The sequence below is a fragment of the Ruminococcus flavefaciens genome, from assembly GCF_900143025.1.
Classification (GTDB): Bacteria; Bacillota; Clostridia; order Oscillospirales; family Ruminococcaceae; genus Ruminococcus; species Ruminococcus flavefaciens_I.
In genome coordinates, this window is record NZ_FRCT01000009.1 from 119401 (window position 1) to 140349 (window position 20949).

The 20949-nt window shown below is 43.7% G+C and carries 24 protein-coding genes; 2 read left to right on the top strand and 22 right to left on the bottom strand.

Annotated features, from left to right (window positions below; genetic code table 11):
- Positions 1 to 224 precede the first annotated feature (224 nt).
- The 22 genes from BUB28_RS10725 to BUB28_RS10825 all read right to left on the bottom strand — a co-directional run bounded on the left by BUB28_RS10725 (position 225) and on the right by BUB28_RS10825 (position 19119).
- Positions 225 to 725, bottom strand: coding sequence for a GNAT family N-acetyltransferase (locus BUB28_RS10725; RefSeq protein ID WP_072951339.1), 501 nt, complete (start codon positions 723 to 725; stop codon positions 225 to 227).
- Positions 726 to 790: 65 nt separating this feature from the next.
- Positions 791 to 1525 (bottom strand): YebC/PmpR family DNA-binding transcriptional regulator, encoded by a 735-nt coding sequence (locus tag BUB28_RS10730; RefSeq protein WP_072951341.1) that lies wholly within the window; start codon positions 1523 to 1525, stop codon positions 791 to 793.
- Between the two features lie 5 nt (positions 1526 to 1530).
- Positions 1531 to 1947 carry a Mini-ribonuclease 3 gene (locus BUB28_RS10735; RefSeq protein WP_072951379.1) on the bottom strand — a complete coding sequence of 139 codons (417 nt, stop codon included), beginning with the start codon at positions 1945 to 1947 and terminating at the stop codon, positions 1531 to 1533.
- A 1-nt stretch (position 1948) separates the two neighbouring features.
- Positions 1949 to 3226 carry a GTPase ObgE gene (gene obgE / locus BUB28_RS10740; protein WP_072951343.1) on the bottom strand — a complete coding sequence of 426 codons (1278 nt, stop codon included), beginning with the start codon at positions 3224 to 3226 and terminating at the stop codon, positions 1949 to 1951.
- A gap of 70 nt (positions 3227 to 3296) precedes the next feature.
- Positions 3297 to 3581, bottom strand: coding sequence for a 50S ribosomal protein L27 (rpmA, locus tag BUB28_RS10745; protein ID WP_019678572.1), 285 nt, complete (start codon positions 3579 to 3581; stop codon positions 3297 to 3299).
- A gap of 2 nt (positions 3582 to 3583) precedes the next feature.
- The gene (locus tag BUB28_RS10750) at positions 3584 to 3895 is read right to left on the bottom strand and encodes a ribosomal-processing cysteine protease Prp (RefSeq protein ID WP_072951344.1); all 312 of its coding nucleotides are present in this window, start codon (positions 3893 to 3895) and stop codon (positions 3584 to 3586) included.
- 2 nt (positions 3896 to 3897) lie between these two features.
- Entirely contained in the window at positions 3898 to 4209 is a 312-nt protein-coding gene (rplU, locus tag BUB28_RS10755) for a 50S ribosomal protein L21 (protein WP_072951346.1), read from the bottom strand.
- A gap of 178 nt (positions 4210 to 4387) precedes the next feature.
- Complete coding sequence (locus BUB28_RS10760; RefSeq protein ID WP_072951348.1) at positions 4388 to 5584, bottom strand: DUF6348 family protein; 1197 nt, start codon at positions 5582 to 5584, stop codon at positions 4388 to 4390.
- A 47-nt stretch (positions 5585 to 5631) separates the two neighbouring features.
- A complete protein-coding gene (gene prmA / locus BUB28_RS10765) occupies positions 5632 to 6597 on the bottom strand; it encodes a 50S ribosomal protein L11 methyltransferase (protein WP_072951349.1) in 966 nt (321 codons plus the stop codon).
- A 15-nt stretch (positions 6598 to 6612) separates the two neighbouring features.
- Positions 6613 to 7857: a dockerin type I repeat-containing protein gene (locus BUB28_RS10770; RefSeq protein ID WP_072951351.1), complete on the bottom strand. Its 1245-nt coding sequence runs from the start codon at positions 7855 to 7857 to the stop codon at positions 6613 to 6615.
- Positions 7858 to 7877: 20 nt separating this feature from the next.
- The gene (locus BUB28_RS10775) at positions 7878 to 10214 is read right to left on the bottom strand and encodes a transglutaminase-like domain-containing protein (protein WP_072951353.1); all 2337 of its coding nucleotides are present in this window, start codon (positions 10212 to 10214) and stop codon (positions 7878 to 7880) included.
- Between the two features lie 2 nt (positions 10215 to 10216).
- The gene (locus BUB28_RS10780; protein WP_072951355.1) at positions 10217 to 11389 is read right to left on the bottom strand and encodes a DUF58 domain-containing protein; all 1173 of its coding nucleotides are present in this window, start codon (positions 11387 to 11389) and stop codon (positions 10217 to 10219) included.
- The gene (locus tag BUB28_RS10785; protein WP_072951356.1) at positions 11389 to 12324 is read right to left on the bottom strand and encodes an AAA family ATPase; all 936 of its coding nucleotides are present in this window, start codon (positions 12322 to 12324) and stop codon (positions 11389 to 11391) included. Before BUB28_RS10785 ends, BUB28_RS10780 begins: the two co-directional genes overlap by 1 nt.
- Positions 12325 to 12545: 221 nt before the next feature.
- A complete protein-coding gene (locus BUB28_RS10790; RefSeq protein WP_207647105.1) occupies positions 12546 to 13247 on the bottom strand; it encodes a DUF6709 family protein in 702 nt (233 codons plus the stop codon).
- A gap of 64 nt (positions 13248 to 13311) precedes the next feature.
- Positions 13312 to 14229, bottom strand: coding sequence for a translation elongation factor Ts (gene tsf, locus BUB28_RS10795; protein ID WP_072951360.1), 918 nt, complete (start codon positions 14227 to 14229; stop codon positions 13312 to 13314).
- A 171-nt stretch (positions 14230 to 14400) separates the two neighbouring features.
- Positions 14401 to 15150, bottom strand: coding sequence for a 30S ribosomal protein S2 (rpsB, locus tag BUB28_RS10800; RefSeq protein WP_072951361.1), 750 nt, complete (start codon positions 15148 to 15150; stop codon positions 14401 to 14403).
- Between the two features lie 160 nt (positions 15151 to 15310).
- Positions 15311 to 15610 (bottom strand): YlmC/YmxH family sporulation protein, encoded by a 300-nt coding sequence (locus BUB28_RS10805; RefSeq protein ID WP_072951364.1) that lies wholly within the window; start codon positions 15608 to 15610, stop codon positions 15311 to 15313.
- Positions 15611 to 15650: 40 nt separating this feature from the next.
- The gene (locus tag BUB28_RS10810) at positions 15651 to 16670 is read right to left on the bottom strand and encodes a leucine-rich repeat protein (protein WP_072951365.1); all 1020 of its coding nucleotides are present in this window, start codon (positions 16668 to 16670) and stop codon (positions 15651 to 15653) included.
- Positions 16648 to 16818 (bottom strand): hypothetical protein, encoded by a 171-nt coding sequence (locus BUB28_RS17075; protein WP_175547844.1) that lies wholly within the window; start codon positions 16816 to 16818, stop codon positions 16648 to 16650. Before BUB28_RS17075 ends, BUB28_RS10810 begins: the two co-directional genes overlap by 23 nt.
- A 102-nt stretch (positions 16819 to 16920) precedes the next feature.
- The gene (hydG, locus tag BUB28_RS10815) at positions 16921 to 18372 is read right to left on the bottom strand and encodes a [FeFe] hydrogenase H-cluster radical SAM maturase HydG (RefSeq protein ID WP_072951367.1); all 1452 of its coding nucleotides are present in this window, start codon (positions 18370 to 18372) and stop codon (positions 16921 to 16923) included.
- Between the two features lie 18 nt (positions 18373 to 18390).
- Positions 18391 to 18858 carry a pyridoxamine 5'-phosphate oxidase family protein gene (locus BUB28_RS10820; RefSeq protein WP_072951369.1) on the bottom strand — a complete coding sequence of 156 codons (468 nt, stop codon included), beginning with the start codon at positions 18856 to 18858 and terminating at the stop codon, positions 18391 to 18393.
- A 12-nt stretch (positions 18859 to 18870) separates the two neighbouring features.
- Positions 18871 to 19119 (bottom strand): TM1266 family iron-only hydrogenase system putative regulator, encoded by a 249-nt coding sequence (locus tag BUB28_RS10825; protein ID WP_072951371.1) that lies wholly within the window; start codon positions 19117 to 19119, stop codon positions 18871 to 18873.
- A gap of 436 nt (positions 19120 to 19555) precedes the next feature.
- On the opposite strand from BUB28_RS10825, the gene BUB28_RS17425 reads away from it, so the two are divergent.
- Positions 19556 to 20200, top strand: a complete 645-nt coding sequence (locus tag BUB28_RS17425) for a hypothetical protein (protein ID WP_242939984.1) — start codon at positions 19556 to 19558, stop codon at positions 20198 to 20200.
- Positions 20201 to 20340: 140 nt separating this feature from the next.
- Positions 20341 to 20847 carry a hypothetical protein gene (locus BUB28_RS10835; RefSeq protein ID WP_072951373.1) on the top strand — a complete coding sequence of 169 codons (507 nt, stop codon included), beginning with the start codon at positions 20341 to 20343 and terminating at the stop codon, positions 20845 to 20847.
- Positions 20848 to 20949: the final 102 nt, after the last annotated feature.

The window sequence follows — 20949 nt, forward strand, 5'->3', positions numbered from 1 at the left end:
CTCTCAAAAAAAAAAATTCGGATACCTGCGTACCCGAACCTACACTCAGGTACGACGATAAAGCCGTACATGAGTCTCATTATTTAAGGCAAAACCGGACCTGTAACGGTCAGTATGTCGGCTTGCCGCATACATCGTATGTTAACTACTCCCTCACATAACAAAGCTTATTATATATTATATCGAGCAGTAAGTCAACATATAACCGTTAGTACAATATAACATCATAGATCATACCCGAATATGTAATCGTCCATGACATAACCGTTTCCGATATCCGTAACGACTTCATCTATCACCTTAAATCCGACCTTTTTATACACAGCTATAGCCCTGTCATTATGCTTGTTCACTGTAAGATATACCTGCTTTTTTCCGCAGGCTTTCGCCCCCTCAAACACCCTTGCAAGCATTTGCGAAGCTATACCCTTTCCGCGCTTATCCTTCCGCAGATAGAGCTTACTGAGGAAAAAACGAGAGTCCTTTTCGGGCTTTACGCCCATATAGCCGCAAAGCTCCCCGTCCTCACGCACAGCATAATAGCTGTAATACTGCTCTGCTATCTGCTTAGTCATAGCCTCATATGACTGGAACTTTTCCACCATATAGTCTATCTGTCCTATACTTATTATATTTATAAAACACTCATGCCAGATTTCGTCCGCAAGTACCGCTAATTCTTCAAGCTCTGTATCGCTTTCTACTTTCTTTATGGTCACAGCCATAGATTTATCTCCTTATAAAAAATGAAGAATAAAGATCTCTCTCTCTATTCTTCATTCTGTCGTTATTATTCTTCGTCGGGCATTTCCCAGTTGTGATAAACATTCTGAACGTCATCGTTCTCTTCGAGGTGCTCAAGGAGAAGATTCATCTTCTTGATGTGATCCTCATCTGTAAGAGTTGTATAAGTCGAAGGGATCATCTCAGACTCAGCAGAGATAACATTGTAGCCCTTTTCTGTAAGTCCCTCACGGAGAGCATGAACATTCTCGGGAGCGCACTCGATCTCAACTGTCTCATCATTGATATCGAAGTCCTCGCCGCCGAACTCGAATACATCCTCCATTACCTTGTCTTCATCGAGACCTGTGTTTTCAAGGATAACTACGCCCTTGTTTGTGAACATGAAGGATACACAGCCGATAGTACCGAGATTTCCGCCGAACTTATCGAAATAGTGACGAACCTCGCCTGCTGTTCTGTTTCTGTTATCTGTAAGACACTCAACGATAACAGCTACACCGTTAGGACCATATCCCTCGTATGTGATATTCTCATAGTTGTTCTTATCGCCGTCGCCTGCTGCCTTCTTGATGATACGGTCGATATTATCGTTAGGCACGTTGTTTGCCTTAGCCTTTGCAATAAGATCACGAAGCTTTGCATTGTTGTTAGGATCAGGACCGCCTTCCTTTACAACAACAGTGATCTCACGTCCGATCTTTGTAAAGATCTTACCCTTTGCAGCATCGGTAGCTTCCTTTTTACGCTTGATATTATTCCATTTTGAATGACCTGACATTGCTTTTACACTCCTATCTGTTCATTGATATCTGAATTTATAATAATTTCAAAAAGCGCCCTTATACGGTCGTTTTTTCCTGTGAGATAAAGATAACCGAACAGGCACTCCAGCGCAGTTGCTCTGCGATATTCCGCTGCATCTGCGTGTTTCGGCACGGTATTTCCCGTTGCGTTCCTGCCCCTTTTCAGCACCGCAAGCTCATGCTCGGAAAGCTGCTCAGCCACAAGGTCATAAGCCTTTGACTGAAACTCTGCGCACACAAGCTTTATCTTAGCGGAATGGAGCTTCGCAACAGGCATATTCGCCTGTTTCAGCAAATACTCTCTCACAAGTGTATCGTAAACGCTGTCACCTAAAAATGCAAGTGTCAGCGGACTATATGTATTAGCTTCACGCTCTGTAAGTTTTTCTGTACTCATATCAGTTGATAAAGTCGAACTCGAAACCTTCAAGGTTTACGGTGTCGCCCTCCTGAATACCCATTTCCTCAAGCTTTGCAATGATACCGCTGTTGATAAGCACACGCTGGAAATACTGGAGCGACGAATAGTCATCGGGATCGACAGTACGCATGATAGGCTGTATCCACGGAGCGTCTACAAAGTAGACATCGCCCTCAACAGTTACCTCAAACTTCTTATCAACGCCCAGCATCTCGTCAAGCTCTGCCTGCGGGATAGGCTCTGCCTCGAATTCTCTTATAGGCGGAAGTGTATCAAGCACCTCCGAAACCTTGTTCATAAGCTCGGCAGTTCCCTGAGTAGTTGCAGCAGAGATGCAGAAAAATGGTATATTCTTATCCTCGATAAACCTGCGGAACTTCTCGATCTGCTCCTCTGTAGCCATGTCGGATTTATTTGCAGCAACTATCTGCGGACGCTCTGCAAGCTCCTCGTTAAACTTTGCAAGCTCAGCATTGATGACCTCGAAATCCTCGCAGGGATTACGGCCTTCAATACCCGAAACATCGACTACATGAACGATAAGACGGCATCTTTCAACGTGTCTGAGGAACTCGTGTCCCAGACCTACGCCGTCGCCTGCACCTTCGATAAGTCCCGGGATATCAGCCATGACAAAGGACTTTTCCTCGTCAACTCTGACAACTCCCAAAACAGGTGTCAATGTAGTAAAATGGTAATTTGCTATCTTAGGCTTAGCTGCGCTGACAACAGATATAAGTGTGGATTTTCCAACGTTCGGATAGCCCACAAGTCCAACATCTGCAAGAAGTTTAAGTTCAAGAGTTACCTCGAACTCCTCCCCCGGATAACCGGGCTTTGCAAACTTAGGTATCTGACGGGTAGAAGTGGCAAAATGAACATTTCCCTTTCCGCCCTGACCGCCTCGTGCGATGACCTTTGGTTCATCTGTGGACATATCAGCCATTATCCTGCCGCTTTTAGCCTCGCGGATAACCGTACCTCTCGGTACCTTGATTATAAGCGGCGGAGCACTCTTGCCTGTGCAGTTTCTTCCGCTGCCGTTTTCGCCGCGCTGAGCCACATATTTTCTTTTATATCTGAAGTCGATAAGAGTCGAGAAATTATCATCGACCTGAAAGACCACATCTCCGCCGCGTCCGCCGTCGCCGCCGTCGGGACCGCCTGCCGCTACATACTTTTCACGGTGAAATGACACCGCACCGTCGCCGCCGTCACCTGCTTTGATTTTTATCCTCGCCTGATCAACGAACATTTCTGACCTCCGTTTCTAATGAAAAATCCCAAGCATAAGCTGCTCGGGATTTATTGTCACGTTATGGCTGTTACTGCTCAATCTCGTAAACAGAAACCTTCTTACGGTCACGGCCGTAACGCTCAAACTTAACCTTACCGCTTACTGTTGCGAATAATGTATCATCTGAACCGATACCTACACCGTTACCTGGGTGGATATGTGTACCTCTCTGACGAACGAGGATATTGCCTGCCTTAACGAACTGACCGTCAGCTCTCTTGACACCGAGTCTCTTAGCCTCAGAGTCACGACCGTTCTTAGTAGAACCAACACCCTTCTTATGAGCGAAGAACTGCATACTGATCTTTAACATACTTACACCTCCGAAATAATGATTTTGATCGTGTTTGGGAATTCTTCCAGTATAGCTTCAAAGTGCTTTCTTAAAACGTTCAGCACTCTTGACGGAACATCTCCGCCGTTTCCGCAGATACATTCGATAACATTGTCACCAACGCTTATATCAGGCGAATGGCCTAATTCTTCAAGAATGTTTGCCGTAAGCTGTACAGCCGAAGAAACAGCCGCACAAGCTACGTCCTCACCTGCATCGGCATAACCCGAATGGCCGCTGAACCTAAAGCCTGTAAGAAGCCCCTTTTTTTCATAAAATTCTGCGCGGATCATGATCAAGCCTTGATAGCTTCGATCTGCACCTGAGTGTAAGGCTGTCTGTGACCCTGCTTCTTCTTCTCGCCCTTCTTAGGCTTGTAAGTGAAAACAGTGATCTTCTTAGCCTTGCCGTTCTTCAGAACCTTTGCGCTTACAGCTGCACCGTCAACGTAAGGTGTACCGATCTTAATGCCATCGTCTGCTCCGAGAGCAACTACCTTGTCAAAAGTAACTGTCTCATCAGCCTCAACTGCGAGCTTCTCGATGAAGATGATATCTCCCTCGTTTACCTGATACTGCTTTCCGCCGGTTTCAATAACTGCGTACATATTGTGTGGCACCTGCCTTTTCAATAAACTCGCTGTTACAGGCACTGTGATACAGTTTTGGAGCCTGTTTACAAGCGGCAATAATATTTTATCACAAACATAGGGGTTTGTCAAGCATTTTTTGCAATATTCCCGAAAAAACTTCCCCTGCACAGTACAGGGGAAGTCAGAAATGCTTTTACCAGACTCTGTAGCCCTCGTGACCTATCTTGTAGGAAGTTCCGGGAACGTAAAGATCCTCGGGTTTGATATCCTTTTCCTGCTCCTTAGCTGCTTCGATAGCGTTTTTAAGCTCTCTGAACGCAATGCTGTTGGTTACGATGCGGGATACCGCCTCCTGAGTAGGCTTTGAGCCGAGGTATTCAAGAACAGCCTGCTGCATATAGAAATATGAACGGAGCTGAGTCTTCTTGAACTCTATGCTCTGCTGCTCTTCACCCTCACCTTCAAGGAGGAAGAGGCTGTCACCTTCTTTGTAGCCCAGTGTGAGCTTAGCAAATATCTCAGGGATAAATACTCTGATCTCGGAAGCAAGGTTGATATCGCCGCCTGTAAGCTCCTGAAGCCTCTTGAGCATCTCCTGATAATCCTCAGGCGAATTGATATTTGCCATCATCTTTATAGTTTCCTTTGAAGCTTTCATTACAATATCCTTCTTGAATGGGCACTGGTCGTCCTCACGCTGAACAAAGATAGCGTACTGCTTTTCGGATACAAATGTCTCCTCTGCATCCATTTCTTTCTCAACATACGGCTCGAAATACTTTGCAAGCTCTACGCATACGGAACCGTTTACACGTACCTCGATTATCTTCTTCTCCTTGAACTTAGCAAGGTAAACTCTCAGCCAGTAATACTTCTTTGAACCGAGGTACTTTGGTATCTCGTTCATAATAAAGTTGATGAGCATAGTAGGCTTCTTGTTCTTTACGCCTATTCTTACAACAGACTGAGCGTACATATCGAAATCATAGTGCTGTCTGAGGAAGTCAACAGAAACATGATGAGGATTGCTCTTTGTCATAGACTGGTCGAGTGGGTGCCATACACCGCCGTTGAATATCTCAACAGCCATATTTGCAGTTTCTTCATCAGTTTTTCCCTGTGCGTCAACAGGCTCAATGATAGGCTCATCAAAGCTGTCATTAGTGATGATAAAGATAACCTGAACTATCTTTATACCCTCATTTTCTTCCATTCTGCCGATCTGAACATCAATTGTGAAGCCCTTTGGCATGATAACGCAGTTATCATAAAGAGTACCCTTCAGCTTTTCGTTAAGAGCTTCAAGCACCATTCCCTTGAGTTCTTCTTTCGGATCAACAGTAACTGTATTTTCTTCCTTCTGGTTGTTCTTCTTCTTAAAAAGTCCCATTTTCTATTCTCCTTAATAATAATTATCAATATATGCTCTGCATAATATTAAACTGTTAATTTAACGGCTGCCCAGCCCTCTCTTACCTCAGGCTGAGGGTCCTTGAAACCAGCCGAAACAAGGGCGTCTATGACCTCGTCCATACGCTCCTCGATGATACCCGAGACTATGAGTATACCGCCGTCTTTAAGGTATCTGCGGAAGCTTTCCTTCATGGCGATGAGAACATCTGCAACTATATTTGCTGCGATGATATCATACTTGTCATCTATCCTGTCGGCAAGCTCGCTGTCGGTAAGGATATTGCCGAAGTAGGTCTTGTAAACATCGGGTGAGATGTGGTTTTTGACTGCATTTTCAAGAGCTGTAACAGCTGCGTTTTCTTCAATATCCACAGCTACGGCACTGCCTGCGCCCAGAAGCATAGCTCCTATTGAAAGTATTCCGCTTCCGCAGCCCATATCAAGCAGCTTATCGCCTTTTTTCAGATACTTTTCAAGTACCTCAAGACACAGCCTTGTGGTATGATGCTTGCCTGTACCGAAGCTTGAAGCAGGGTCTATTTCAAGTATGAGCCTGCCGTCGGTATTGTCGTATTCCTCCCATGAGGGCTTGATAACGAGCTTTTCACCTACCTTGAAGGGCTTGAAGTACTGCTTCCAGTTGTTAGCCCAGTCCTCCTCACGTATGCTTGACATTTCTGCTTCAAGACGTCCGTAAACTCCGTCCTTGTCATTTGCCTTCATGTCAGCAAGCATAGACTTTATGGCAAGAAGCATTTCTGCTCCCTGTCCGTTTGAAGGGATATAGACTGTAATGCAGGTCTCACATTCCGACAGCCCCATAAGGTCGTCATCTATGTAATCCCACTGACCGTTCTTGTTTTCAAGGAATTCTTTGAAATCCTCAGGGTCTTTTATAGAAAAGCCCTTTATACCGATATCGGTCAGCTTTGAGCAAAGCAGCTCAATTCCTTCGGTAGTTGTGTAGATATTGACTTCTGTCCATTCCATTAATATTATTTCTCCTTAATTACAAATGCGCATAAGATAAAGAAGCACATCTGTATTGTTTATTTCTCCGTCGTCGCTGAGGTCGGCAGCCTTTATTTCCCAGCTTGTGAGCACCGAAACTCCCTCAGGAAGCTTCTCACGGCTGGTTATATATTCATTCACCAGCGCAAGGTCGTAAGCATCTGCCGAGCCGTCACCGTTTATATCACCTGCCGAAAGCTTCTGCGCAGCACCTGCGTACTCCAGCTTTTCAAGGTCAGCCCAGCCCTTTTTGCCGCCTATCTTAACCTCACCGTAACTGCCGTTTACGCTGAGAACGTTTACGATATTACCGTATTCAAGCGAAGCTACAGCCGACTTTGAGTCCTTCACATCTGCATAAATTCTTACAGTCTCAGCCGATGTGCAGTAATACTCGCCTGTCTTGTATTCCTTCGGAACAGCCTTTACAGCAGCCGATGATACAGCCGCTTTCAAAGTGGAAGTCACAGCAGCCGAAGTCTTTACAGAAGTTGTACTTGTAGTCGTCGAGGTCTTGCCTGAAGAAGCAGACGATGTAACAGTTGTTGAAGCTGTAGTCATTGATGTTGATGTGAGCGTTGTAGTTGTCGATGAAGCTTTTGCATCATTTTCTGTCTTCAGAGGAGTAAATCCGCTGTATTTATTCTTGCCGTTCAACGCCTGATAGAAGGTTATGCTGGAATTATTATAGGCTTTGAACATAAGGATATCGTCCTTTGCAGGGTCTGCCATATAAACGTCATCGCCTATGATGCCGTCAACATAGACCCAGTGACCGCCAACATTGCATATAACATACATACCCTTGTCAAGGTATTCCTTCATTTCAGCTGCCTTGCCCTTCTGATCCTTTGATTTGAAGTTAAGGTTAGCAGTCGCAATGCTTATCTCGGGAACAGCCTTGTTTATAGAAGCCCATGCTATCAATGCACCGCCGCTGCTGAAAGCTCCCATATCATTGAGCTGCTTGGCAAATACTCCCGGGTCGAAATCTTTAGTATCACGAGCTCCCGAAGCCACAGCCACCATAGCTATAGAAGTTATATAGCATCCTGACTTGCGCACTGTAGTACCGCCTATAGCAGTATTTCCCCAGCGGTCGTCAAGCTGACGCCACATACGGAAATCTTCTGCCGCCAAGGCATACTTTTTAGGTGTGAACACTCCTGCAAGCACTCCCACAGACATAAGAAATGCCAGCAGGACACAAAGTATTCCTTTTTCTTTTGCCTTCTGCATAATAAAACCTCCGTTTCAGACTATCGGTTTGTTATGCCCTTTCTTTTCCTTGATTCTCTGAAAGCTTCATATGCCCTTATGTATTCCTCCAGAGCTCTCTGTTTTTCGTATTCACCTATGGGCTTTTCGCCGTAAACAGTCCTGTCGAAAAGCCTTGCGGTCTCTTCGATATCCGCGCCTGATGCCTCATGTACGAGACCGCAGACCTCATGAGAGGTGTTGACGTTTTCGATATCGTAGACCTTGCATATCCTGTGCATTACAGCCATGACAAGCTCCTTTGGCGAACGCTTTTTGCTTCTGAGAACGAATATCTTATGTGACAGCCACGGATACACGAACAGGAACAGAACTGCCAGCAAGCCTATGAGAAGTATCACCAGACCTGCCTTTGAAAGCATCTCTGTTGCTGAGCCTTTTTTGGTCTCGATAACTTCATCTGTTATGGTAGGCTCAAAGCTTATCCAGCCATAGCCCTTGATATAGAGCTCGGGGAAACCGTGTGCGTCCTGTGATGTAACATAATAATTTGCGTCCTTGAAGGTAAGCTCATTGCTCTTTTTGGTCATATTATAGCCCTCGCAGTACCTTGCGGGTATTCCCGCAGCTCTTGCAAGAAGCACCATAGATGTTGCGTATTCATAGCATACGCCTGTTTTTGTATCAAAAATGAAGTTCTCGGCATTCTCGCCTTTCTTCTTTCTGTAGCCGAGATCGTACTTGTAATCATTATTATAGAAGTATTGTTCAAGCTTCAAAGCCTTTTCATACTCTGTTTCGCAGCCTGCGGTTATCTTGTCAGCCAGCTCCTTTATACGGGCATTATTGCCGTAATCAAGGAAGAAGCTTTCAACATTATTATAAAGATAATTCTGCTCGAAGAAATAATCGCATATCGCATTGAAATTCTCGTCACTTTCAGCAAGACCATCTTTATAATTAGCATTTAAGACTTCTTCGGTCCTTTCAAGAAGCTTATCATAATCAGCCTTATTAATCTGCTCGATAAAACTGCGGTTCGTCGGACTGTCAAAGAAGGAATCATCACTGTAATCGAACTCAAAACGCTCGGTAGTGGCGAAAGTGTCCATTCTTATTTTTTCGTCTACCTCCTTTGCGGCACTGATAACACCGCTGTGATACCTGAACATAAGTCCTTTACGTGAGCAGTCAGTCATTTTTATGGCAAACTGAGGAACAGGAGCTGTTTCCGCTCCGCTTGCATAGCCTACAACGCCGCTCATGCTGTAGAACTTAACGTGCTTTATCTCAGGAGTATCAAGTCCTTTTTCTGCATACTCAGTCAGTCCGAACTCCTCGGCATAACCGCTGTCAAGCCTTGCTGCTTCAAGAAATACATCAGCCATTCCCATTACAGGGCTGATATTCATAGGTGCGGAATATGCCTCGGTTCTGTCATAGAAATAATTATCTGATTCCTTAGCCTTCCACTCATCTTTTTCATAATCATATGATGAAAAAGTCTTTGTCTTTATACGCAGAGGACCGTCTGATACGGCATCATATACAGCCCAGTTCTGATTTGATCTGAACTGCTGACCCGATGAGGTATCTCTGAATACGTTAAGAATATCAACAAGTTTATCGGTCAGCTGCTCGGCATTGATGAGAGTTTCGATATATGTTCTGTCCGCATTGACCTTAGGCTTTGGGAAAATAGCTGCTATAGAAGCAAATGCCATAGCATATGCAGCAATTACCTTCCATGAGCGCTTTCTGTGGACAAATTCCGTTGTTTCATCGTCCTTCAGCTGTCGGTAATACACCATAAGGAGTATATATCCCACAGCAAGAAAAATAATGAACAGCGTCGGCATCTTTTCATATTCCTTACCGTATATAGCAAACGGTATTATAAAAATCAGGAAATTCATAAATATCCTGTATCTCACATGAGTGAAATAATATATTACCGAAGCCATAAATAATAAAAACAGCAGGAAAAATCCTATGGTGTACCACTTGTTGTACTCTACAGAATCCTGAGGTGTAAGGAACCACAGCATCCATGAGATAGGATAGTTTTCTATACCATTATTAATGGATACCCGTATTCCGAAGCCGAAAACCGCCACTAATGCAGCATATATGCCAAAGCCGATAATATGATGCTTCTGCATATAATCAAATACTCTGAACATCAGCCAGCCTATGATGTATGTAGCTATTCCCCAGCAGGCAGAAAAGAAATATCCGTCTGTATCATCTTTTACACGATCACGGTAATGGAACATCAGTGCCGACATTATAAGCACCGTATACCACAGAACGGGATCGAGAAGAGTTTTCAGCAGAAATGTTCTAAGACTGAAATTTGTCTTTTTGATTTCATTCATATTTATACCAGTCTAAAGTTGTTTTCCTCGTCCAGATACCACAGCGGCAGCGAGGTGGAATTCGCAGACGCTACGGACAGACCTATTATACTTACATTATCTTTATTTTCAAGCTGATCGTTCACAGCCGCAAAACCTGCACCTGCATCTGTAGTCGCTATAACGCAGGCACATACAGATGAACCAACCTCAGAAAGATCAACTCTTTTGTCGGGTATGACCCTTATAGAAAGTATCTTCAGCAGAAGCTGATTTGGATAATCGGGATTATCCACACTTTCCATAACAGATTTTCCAGAAGCATCACGGTAAACGAAATTACACGCAATACCTTGCTTTACAAGCAAAAAGAGAAGTCCGAAAACAGCACGTATGAGTTGTTCCTCTCCCCTTACCGCATTTTCCGCCGAAACACTGCTTCTGCGGAACAGATCAAGCACGATAACAGGCTGTACCGAAGCAACTGCCTCGTCAAGCCTTACCATAAGCTTTGCCTTCTTTGAGGAAAGCTTCCAGTTTATACGCTTCAGCGGATCGCCGTGCTCATATTCGCGGTGCTCATATCCGGGAGAAGTATTGGCAGAGAAAAGCATACTTGTATCGTTTTCCTCTTCCTCATCACTTGTGAGCACAGTATCTGCGATAGAACGGAATAGCTGTGAAGAAGCCTTGATATCGGGCAGCTGAGGGATAACACCCACAGATGCGGCTGCCGGTAGCTTAGCCTTCATTGGAAATCTCATAAATCCGAGAAAACCGCAGGAATATACTGCATATATGCCTACCTCACCGTTTCCGCCGATAGCGGCATCAAGTCTGAAGGTAAACGTTGTCTTTTCTTCATTGAACATCGTAAGCCTGCGTTTTTTCACATTCTGCACGAATACCTCGCTGGCATATGGACATATCTCAAGGATAGCAAGCGGAAATGCGCCTGTTTTTCTGACAGTGACCTCTACATCGAGATAGCTGCCCTTCTGTACATATGCATCACAGTCAAATGTGACCTTGACTCTCTTCTGAGCATAAAGTGCAAAGAAAAGAGAGGCAAGCGGAGCGAAAAGTACAAAAGCAAGCAGGATAACACCCATTTCGCCGTCGATATAAAATGTGAAGATATATACAAGAAAAGCTACAGCGATAACGCTTACGACGCTTTTTATATGCTTAAACATCAGCTCATTGAAGGAACAGGACAGTTCCTTATGACATTTTCGATATAAGCCTCACCTGTACCGAAGGTGGTCTTGCCCTGTGGCGAAAGTATTATTCTGTGAGCAAGCACGGATACAGCTGTATTCTTTACATCATCGGGAGTTACGTAATCGCGTTCAAAGATATATGCATAAGCCTTTGCAGCCTTGAAAAGCGCGATGCTTCCACGGGGACTGATGCCGAGAACGGTATTTCTGTCCTGTCGTGTGGAAGAAACGATATTGATTATGTACTGCTTGACGCTGTCGTGTACTCTTACACGCTTTACAGCCTCCTGCATAGCCGCAATATCATCTACAGTCATTATAGGCTCGGTTATATTTGCGATCGGATTATGGTTTTCAGTCCTTCCGAGTATCTCAAATTCCTCCTCCATTGAAGGATATCCCATAGACAGCTTCATGAAAAATCTGTCCATCTGAGCCTCCGGAAGGTGGAAAGTACCATAGGTCTCAACAGGATTCTGAGTAGCCATTACAAGAAACGGGCGAGGAAGCCTGTGTGTAACGCCGTCAAGACTTATCTGACGCTCCTCCATAGCTTCAAGAAGCGCGGACTGTACCTTCGGCGAAGCACGGTTTATCTCATCAGCAAGGAGAAAATTACACATTACCGCACCGTCGCGGTATACAAATTCCCCTCTTGTGGAATCAAGCATAGTAAAGCCTGCTATATCGGAAGGCATTACGTCGGGAGTAAGCTGGATACGGTTGAATTTACCGCCTATAGAACGTGAAAGAGCTGTTATGAGCTGGGTCTTTCCCACACCAGGTACATCTTCAAGAAGTACATGACCTTCGCAAAGAAGTGCAGCTATAAGCTTTATTACTGTCTCCTTTTTACCGACGATAACTCTTCCTACAGAGCCTGCAAGTTTACTGATATTACTATTCATATATCCTTACCTCATTATTCTTGAACATTATCCAATTAAAACTATTATAACATATTTTCCTAATGTCTGCAAGGGAAAAGCATACGAAAATGCGCCTGTATTATTGTTAAATCTGACAATAACACAAGCGCATTCATGTGGAAAAATTGTACAATTATATTTTTTATATATTCTCCGCCCACTTAAAAGCATCAGTTCGGCGCAAAACAGTACATTTCACGTCAATAATATTCGACATCTGTTTTCTTTGTTCTGCCTAAAACAAGCGGTACGATAATGAAAGCAAGTCCGCCGAGAGCAAGCAAAGCTCCGAGAACAATTACAAGGATAGATGATTTTCCCGGTCTGTTATCCATTGCCTTGAGCTCGGCAATCTCATCATTATCATCAAAGCCCCATTTATCCAGTGCCTGCTGTTTATAGTTCTTATATTTACTTTCAGCGGGCTCACGCCAGAGTTTTCCCTCAAAGTGTACAGGCTCAGGCATTTTGTCAGTTTTATTATCGTAGTAGTCCATCCAGCCTTGAATATTAGCATCAAGTGCGTCCTTCATCTCATCACTGCTTGCCGAAACTACATAAGCAAAATAATTGTCCGGATATGTATAATCCTCAGCATCACTTTCCATAATTCGTTTCAGCTCGTCCATTGAGAGATTTTCAACCAGGTAATACTTTGTTTTGCGCTTGCTTGTAGTAATGCCGAGGGTCTTGTCCTTTTCTTCGTAGATAGCAAAGTTGCCTACTACATAGTTAATATCACCTTCGACGATACATTCCTTTTTGAAATCGTCTTTTGTTGCCGTATTCAGATTGAGGACCTTACCGCTGAGGTACATTTTCACGTCCTTCATTCCCACAACAACAATAGCGATACCCAAAACAACAGCCAATATCTTATAAACAATACTCTTTTTCATCATAATCACCCTTTAATAAAAAAGCGGCAGCCATAAAGGGACTGCCGCATATAATCTGTACGTCTGATTACTTGATCATCTTAGCTACTTCGTCAGCAAGGTTGTCTTCCTTCTTCTCAACACCCTCGCCGCGCTCGTAACGAATAACGTCAACTACCTTGATAGAGCCGCCGAGCTTCTTAGCCTCTGCGTCAACATAGCCCTGAACAGTGAGCTTGTCGTCCTTAACAAATGCCTGCTCAAGGAGGCAGTTCTCGCTGTAGTACTTGCCTACCTTACCCTCAACGATCTTTACGCGAACCTGCTCAGGCTTTGATGCCATCTTAGGATCCTCAGCCATCTGTGCGAGCATGATCTCCTTCTCCTTCTCAAGTACCTCAGCAGGAACCTGCTCACGGCAGAGATATGCAGCGTTAAGAGCTGCGGACTGCATAGCAACGTCCTTACCGATAACAGCAACCTGATCAGCAGCAAGATCTGTGTCCATCTTTACGAGAACGCCGATGCTTCCGCCATTGTGGATATAAGAAGCAAGCTTGCCCTCGAGTCTTACGAAACGACGGATAACGATGTTCTCTCTGATCTTCATGCCTGCGAGTTCTGTAAGAACTTCGCCTACTGTATTGCTGCCGCCGCTGATCTGCATAGCCTTGAGAGCTTCAACATCAGCAGGGTTCTTTTCAATGATTGTATTTGCTACGTTAGCAACAAAGTTTCTGATATCATCTGTATTGGCAGCAAAGTCTGTCTCTGTGTTTACTTCGAGAAGAACACCAACTTCGCCCTTTACTACAGCTGTAACTACGCCCTCAGCAGCAGCTCTGCCGCTCTTCTTAGCCTGTGTAGCGAGACCTTTTTCTCTGAGGAACTCGATAGCCTTGTCCATATCGCCATCGTTCTCTTCGAGAGCCTTCTTACAGTCCATCATACCAACGCCTGTGGACTTCATCAGTTCTTTGATTTCAGCAACGGATACCTTACCCATTGTAATTACCTCCTATTATTTTTAAATAAAAATTCGGAATGTGGAATTCGGAATGCGGAATTATAGTATCGCCTGACAGCAATAAAATCAGAATAAAATATTCAGATGTGTCTGCCCGCGGCAGACTCCACAATTCCTAATTCCTAATTCCGAATTACGAATTATCAACTATTATTCAGCGTCTGCCTCAGCAGCCTCAGCTGTTTCCTCTTCTGCCTCAACAGCAGCTACAGCGTCATCGCCCTGTCTGCCTTCGATAACAGCGTTAGCGATAGAACCAGCGATAAGCTTTACAGCTCTGATAGCGTCATCGTTACCTGGGATAACGTAATCAACTTCATCAGGATCGCAGTTTGTATCTACGATAGCAACGATCGGGATATTGAGCTTCTTAGCTTCTGCTACAGCGATCTTTTCCTTGCGTGGGTCAACGATGAAGAGTGCTGCTGGAAGCTTCTTCATTGTCTTGATTCCGCCGAGGAACTTCTCGAGCTTTTCGATCTCGAGGTTGAGCTTTACAACTTCCTTCTTAGGGAGAAGTGCGAATGTGCCGTCTTCTTCCATTGTGTGGAGCTGCTCAAGTCTCTTTATTCTTGTCTGGATTGTCTTGAAGTTTGTGAGCATACCGCCGAGCCATCTTGCGTTTACATAGTGTGCGCCAGCTCTTGTAGCCTCTTCCTTAACAGAGTCTCCAGCCTGCTTCTTTGTACCTACGAAAAGTACTTCGCCGCCCTGTGCTGCAATGTCACGAACGAACATATAAGCTTCTTCAAGCTTCTTTACAGTCTTCTGAAGGTCGATGATGTAAATTCCGTTTCTTTCTGTGAAAATGTATGGTGCCATTTTCGGGTTCCATCTTCTTGTCTGGTGACCAAAATGTACGCCAGCCTCAAGAAGCTGCTTCATTGATACTACTCCCATGGTGTAGTCCTCCTTAAAATTGGTTATTATTTAATCCTCCGCCCGACTTGGCTCAGCAGCAACGCAGATATCTGCGCACCAACTACTGAAAATACAGGCGTGCGAATTGCCTTAATATTATATCATTTTCTGTCAAATTATGCAAGACTTTTTGCAGCCGCTATTTCAACAAACTTAAAAAACTGTTTTTCTGATATTTTGTTGATTGTGCCCGTTCTGCTGAATTATCACGCTGAACAAGCACTACATCTTCTCCTACGACCTTTATATCCTTACAGGAAATCACCGTATCGTTTTCCCTGCCGAAAAGTCCAAAAAGTCTTACACAGCCGTATATTACAAGGGATTCAACGTTCCCGCTCTCTATATCGACCTTTATATCGTCGATAAAACCGAGCCTTTCTCCTGTTGCGATATCTATGACTTCCTTTCTGCAAAGCTCTTCAAAGCTCAGAAGCATACCGTCACCTCGTACAATATTATTTATACATTATATTGTATCAGGAAAGAAAAAAGTATTCCTCGGGTGTTCCCTGTCCGCCGCTTGAAGCGTATGAATAATAAGACAGTACAAGTGAAGCATCTATCGCGTTAACCGACATATCATCGTTGACATCTGCTCTCACTTCATCAGCCTTTGAGTAATCCGTTCCGCCCTTAGTCGATCTTCTGACATACTCCGAAAGGATCGCAGACGCATCTATTGCATCAACAAAGCCGTCTTTATTGACATCACCGTATGCGAAATCAAATTCAACAAAAGGAATGTAGTTTTCCTTTGCATATCTCTCGGCTTCGCTTCCGCTTTTTCCGTATATCTCAACCTTTGAGCAAAGGGCATAATCAGGGGAATAATATCGATACCCGAGTGCGTGCTCCTGTATCTCCTTTACAGAAGGCGGTATAATAATTCTCGATACCTTATAGCCATTAAGCGCAGCGGTCTCTTCGATCTTATTTACTCCATTGCAAAAACGGAGCGTCTTTAGCTCGTGCATACCATGCAGTGCATGATCGGGGATAGTTTTTACAAGAGGCGGGATAGTAAGAGTCTCGGCAGCGATACAAAGCTGAAATGAACATTCATTGATCTTAGTAAGCCCCCTATTGAGCTTTATTGTTTTAAGAGAATGGTTCGTGGTAAAGGCGTATGAACCTATAGATTCAAGTGATGACGGAAAATTTATGCTTATCAGATTTTTACAATTGCTAAATGCAGAACGTCCTATAGTTTTAATCGTCGCAGGCAAAACCACATATTGAATATCCTGATTTTTATTAAAAGCCCCTTCTCCAATATGACATACCCTGTATCCTCCTACACTTGCAGGAATAACTACTTTCGACTCATTACCGTTATAGCTGATAACGCTTGCAAGACCGCTTTCATCATCTGCATCATAAACAACATCGTTTTCAGTAATTTCCTTTGCATTGGCAGTCATAGGAGCTGCGCCCAATAATACAGCTATAGCCATTGCTGCTGCCGCAAGCTTCTTATTCATCATCATCTTCTTCATCGTCATTACCTCCTTTTTTCTTGGCAAAAACAGCTGTGCCAACTGCAAGGATAGCAGCTGCGATGATTATAACAAAAATAACGCCTCTCGGGAAATTGTCTCCCGTTTGCGGAACATTTGCTGCAATAAGCATTAAAGTATTCAACATGATCTATTCCTCCTTTATATATTCAAAATTCTTTTCTATTGTATCACAGTATCTAAGCTTTGTCAAATGAAAAGCCCTGCTTCAAAGCAGGGCTCTGTATCATTAAAATCTGAAATCGCGCTTTCCGCCATTCTTTATCTCATCGAGATAATCCATAGCTCGCTGTCTGCGCTTCTCGTCTGGAACATTCAGTATTTCCTTTGCGATAAGAGCTTCGCCCACCTTCTTTGTCTCAGGTGAAGCATAGTCGCTGAGGTATTCCTGAAGTGTCATAAGTGCATTCGGGTGACAGCAGTTCTGTATCTGTCCTACCTTGCAAAGTGCCATAAAGCGGTCGCCTGTACGTCCCTCACGGTAGCAGGCTGTACAGAATGACGGGATATGTCCCTGATCCATGAGCCATTTTACCACCTCGTCAAGTGAACGCTGGTCTGATACGTCGAACTGCTCTGTATCGTGAGGTCTTTCCTCGGCAGTATATCCTGCATAGCCGCCTACAGATGTTCTTGAACCGCCCGATATCTGTGATACGCCAAGCTCAAGAACCTTCGCACGACAGGCTTCGCTCTCACGAGTGGAGATTATCATGCCTGTGTAAGGAACAGCGATACGGATACAAGCTACAAGCTTTGCAAATATATCGTCATCAATACCGTTGTCAAATACGCTCGGGTCGATATCAGACGCTCTTCTTATACGTGGAACGCTGATAGTATGAGGTCCTACACCGTGAACAGCTTCAAGGTGCTCGGCGTGCATGAGAAGTCCTGCAAACTCGTACTTATACATATCAAGTCCGAAAAGAACGCCAAGTCCTACATCATCTATGCCGCCGTCCATAGCTCTGTCCATAGCTTCTGTGTGGTAAGCATAATTGTGCTTTGGTCCTGCCGGGTGGAGTCTTTCGTAGCTCTCCTTGTGGTATGTCTCCTGGAACAGGATATAAGTTCCGATGCCTGCTTCCTTGAGCTTGCGGTAGTTCTCAACAGTTGTAGCTGCGATATTTACGTTTACACGGCGGATAGCACCGTTCTTGTGCTTTATTGAGTAGATAGTGTCAATACATTCGAGGATATACTCGATAGGATTGTTTACAGGATCTTCTCCCGACTCGATAGCAAGTCTCTTGTGTCCCATGTCCTGAAGTGCGATAACTTCCTGACGAACTTCCTCTTGTGTAAGCTTTTTACGTGGTATCTCCTTGTTCTGCATATGATAAGGACAGTATACGCACTGGTTTACGCAGTAATTTGAGAGATAAAGGGGGGCGAACATAACTATTCTGTTACCGTAGAAAGCTTCCTTTATCTCGCGGGCAAGGTCATACATTTTTTCTGTCATCTCAGGGATATCACAGGCAAGAAGCACACTTGCCTCACGGTGTGAAAGTCCTGCACATTCTACTCCCCTGCCTGTCTTTCTTGGCTTTGCCTTTTCAAGTATCTGCTCGATAAGCTCACGGTTGTGCTTGTTCTGCTCAGCATATTCAAGAGTAGCCTTTATTTCCTCATCGTTTATGAATTCCTCAGCCTTTAATGATTTTACATCATACATATTAATCTTTCTCCTTTATTATTTTGCCTTACATGACATTGTTTTTACTTCGAGTTTAAATACAGCAGTACGTGAGAGCACTTCATCGTCATACTCAAGTCCCGTTCTGCCTGCCGCCTGCTTCATTACGTATTCAAGGGCAGCCTTCTTTTCATCCGTACCTTCTATCAGTGAAAGCTTTCCTGTACCGATAACGCTCATGTATTTTGCGGAATGACCGCAAGCCTTGTCAGCGCCTATGAGTTCATATCTGCCGTCTATCTCAAAACCGACAGGCGGCGAACACAAAGCAAGTTCATACTTTCTGCCTGCCACAGCTCCGTGGAAATAAAAGGTGTATTTTCCGTTATCAGCGGAATATCCGTAATTTACAGGCACGATATAGACCTCTCCGTTATCAATGAAGCCTATTCGCATTATCTTTTCCGATGAAATAAAGCTTTCTATCAGCTTCATATCTGTTATTTCGCGGTCGCTTCTTCTCATATGGTTCTCCTGTCATTTCTTCGATATCGCAGCCTTTACCGATACGCCCTGTATCTGTCCGAGCCTGCCTGTGAGACTGCTTATAACATCGGGCTCTGCATCAAGTGCAACAGATATCAGCGATATGCCGCGCTCCTTATACGGTATGCCCATGCGTCCTATAATGATATCACTGTAATCGTGGAGCACGTTATTTACCTCCACAGCTGCCGTCTGCTCGTCTATCACAATTGCCGCTACTGCTATACGTTTGTTTTCCATTCTCTCCTCCTTTGCAGGCTGAAAAGCAGTCAATAAAAAATCCGCCCACTTACGGACGGACAGCATTAGCTCATTATAATTTCATCGCTCAACTGCTATCCGATAACAGAGTTTTCACCCTGATGCCCGAAAACAATAATTTTTTTATAGCCAAGAACAGAATAAATCCTGCCCTCCGCTGTTTACATTCTAACACATTGTTACAATATTGTCAATGTATATTTGTTAGTATATACTAAACAGCTGAATATGCTGCTTCAGTGCTTTTTGTTGCAGATATTAATATCATATTGGCAGATATCCCTCGATGTTTGTGCATTTCAAACAATCAAAACAGTATTATTTCAAAAAAATATATAATTTTTCAAAAATCACTGGACAAATTATTTTATTTGTGATATACTATTTTATAGATTTATTTTTGAGGTGATTATTAATGGGTTTATTCTCATTTTTCCAGGGTGGAGCTAAATATTTCGATAAAAAGATCGACCCTAAATGCGATTATTGTATGTACGGTAAAAGAACAAAGGACGGAAACAGAGTCCTCTGTGAAAAAAGGGGTCTCGTTGAACAGAACTATTCATGCAAAGCATTCATCTATTCTCCATTGAAGAGAATACCTGTTAAACAGCTTAGATTTGTCGGCAGTATCGCTGATGATGACCTTTATATAGAGTCAAAGGGCGACCGTACCGAAAAAGAAGAGGCTGAAAAGCAGTCCTCAAAGGACGATAAGGCTAAAAATGACAAGAAGCAGTCTGCTCCCGCTAAACAGACTGAATCTGCTAAGGCTCCGGAGCAGCCCAAACAGCAGGAAGCTCCCAAGCAGCCAGAGCCTCCAAAGCCTCAGAATACTGAGAAGAGTGATGCCTCACCTGCTGAAAATAAAGAACAGCCCGCTAAAAAGGAAGAGGAAAAACCTGCTCCGAATGCCGAGAAAAAGGAAGCTCCTGCTCCTGCACAGGCTCCTCAGCAGCCGGCAAAGCCTCAGTCTCCGCAGACACCTTTACAGGCAGCTCAGCAGGCTGCACAGCAAGCTGCTCAGCAGGCTCTTCAGCAGTCAGCTCCCAAGAAATAATAATTATGTATTTTTTAAGAGGAGTGCAAAACGCACTCCTCTTTTATGTAGATTATATTTTTTACTTGACAAAAAACATTTTACAGGTTATAATATTAATTGTCTGTTGAAAAATGTTTTCTTTTTTTCGGAGGCATATCATGAATTATGAACAGGAATGCAGTCATAACAGAATGATGCTTAAAAGATGTAAACGCTTCTATAACATTGCGTCTGTTTTTTATATTCTTGTATATGGTCTGTCTATTTTTACTTCTGCGTATTTCATGATACTTGCTATGTTTGACCTTGTTTATGTCAAGCTTATATTTCTTAATGCCGGTATCTTAGCTACGGGATTTATCGGAGTATACCAAAAGAAGGATATTTTTTCTATTGCAGCATCAGCTCTTGCAATAATTGATCTGTTTTGCTCAAGATTTGCTGCTTTATTTACTCCTATCGTTATCATTCTTTCTGTTCTGTCGATCATCGTTAACAGAAAATATAATTGGCTGACTCAGCAGGACGGCTTCCCTTACTTTAATACAAGATTCAGAGATCAGGAGCTTGACCGCGTTCAGTGGAACATCAAGGATCCATATCAGCAGAATTATGAGGAAATAAAAAAACGTTCCAATAATTCGGGAAATATGGACGAGCTTTGATATGTTTAATATGCGGGTGTGGTGAAATTGGCAGACACGTCAGATTTCGTTCGCGCTACGTCATTGGTTTTATGATACTGCTCCTGTCGGCAGTCAAAATCG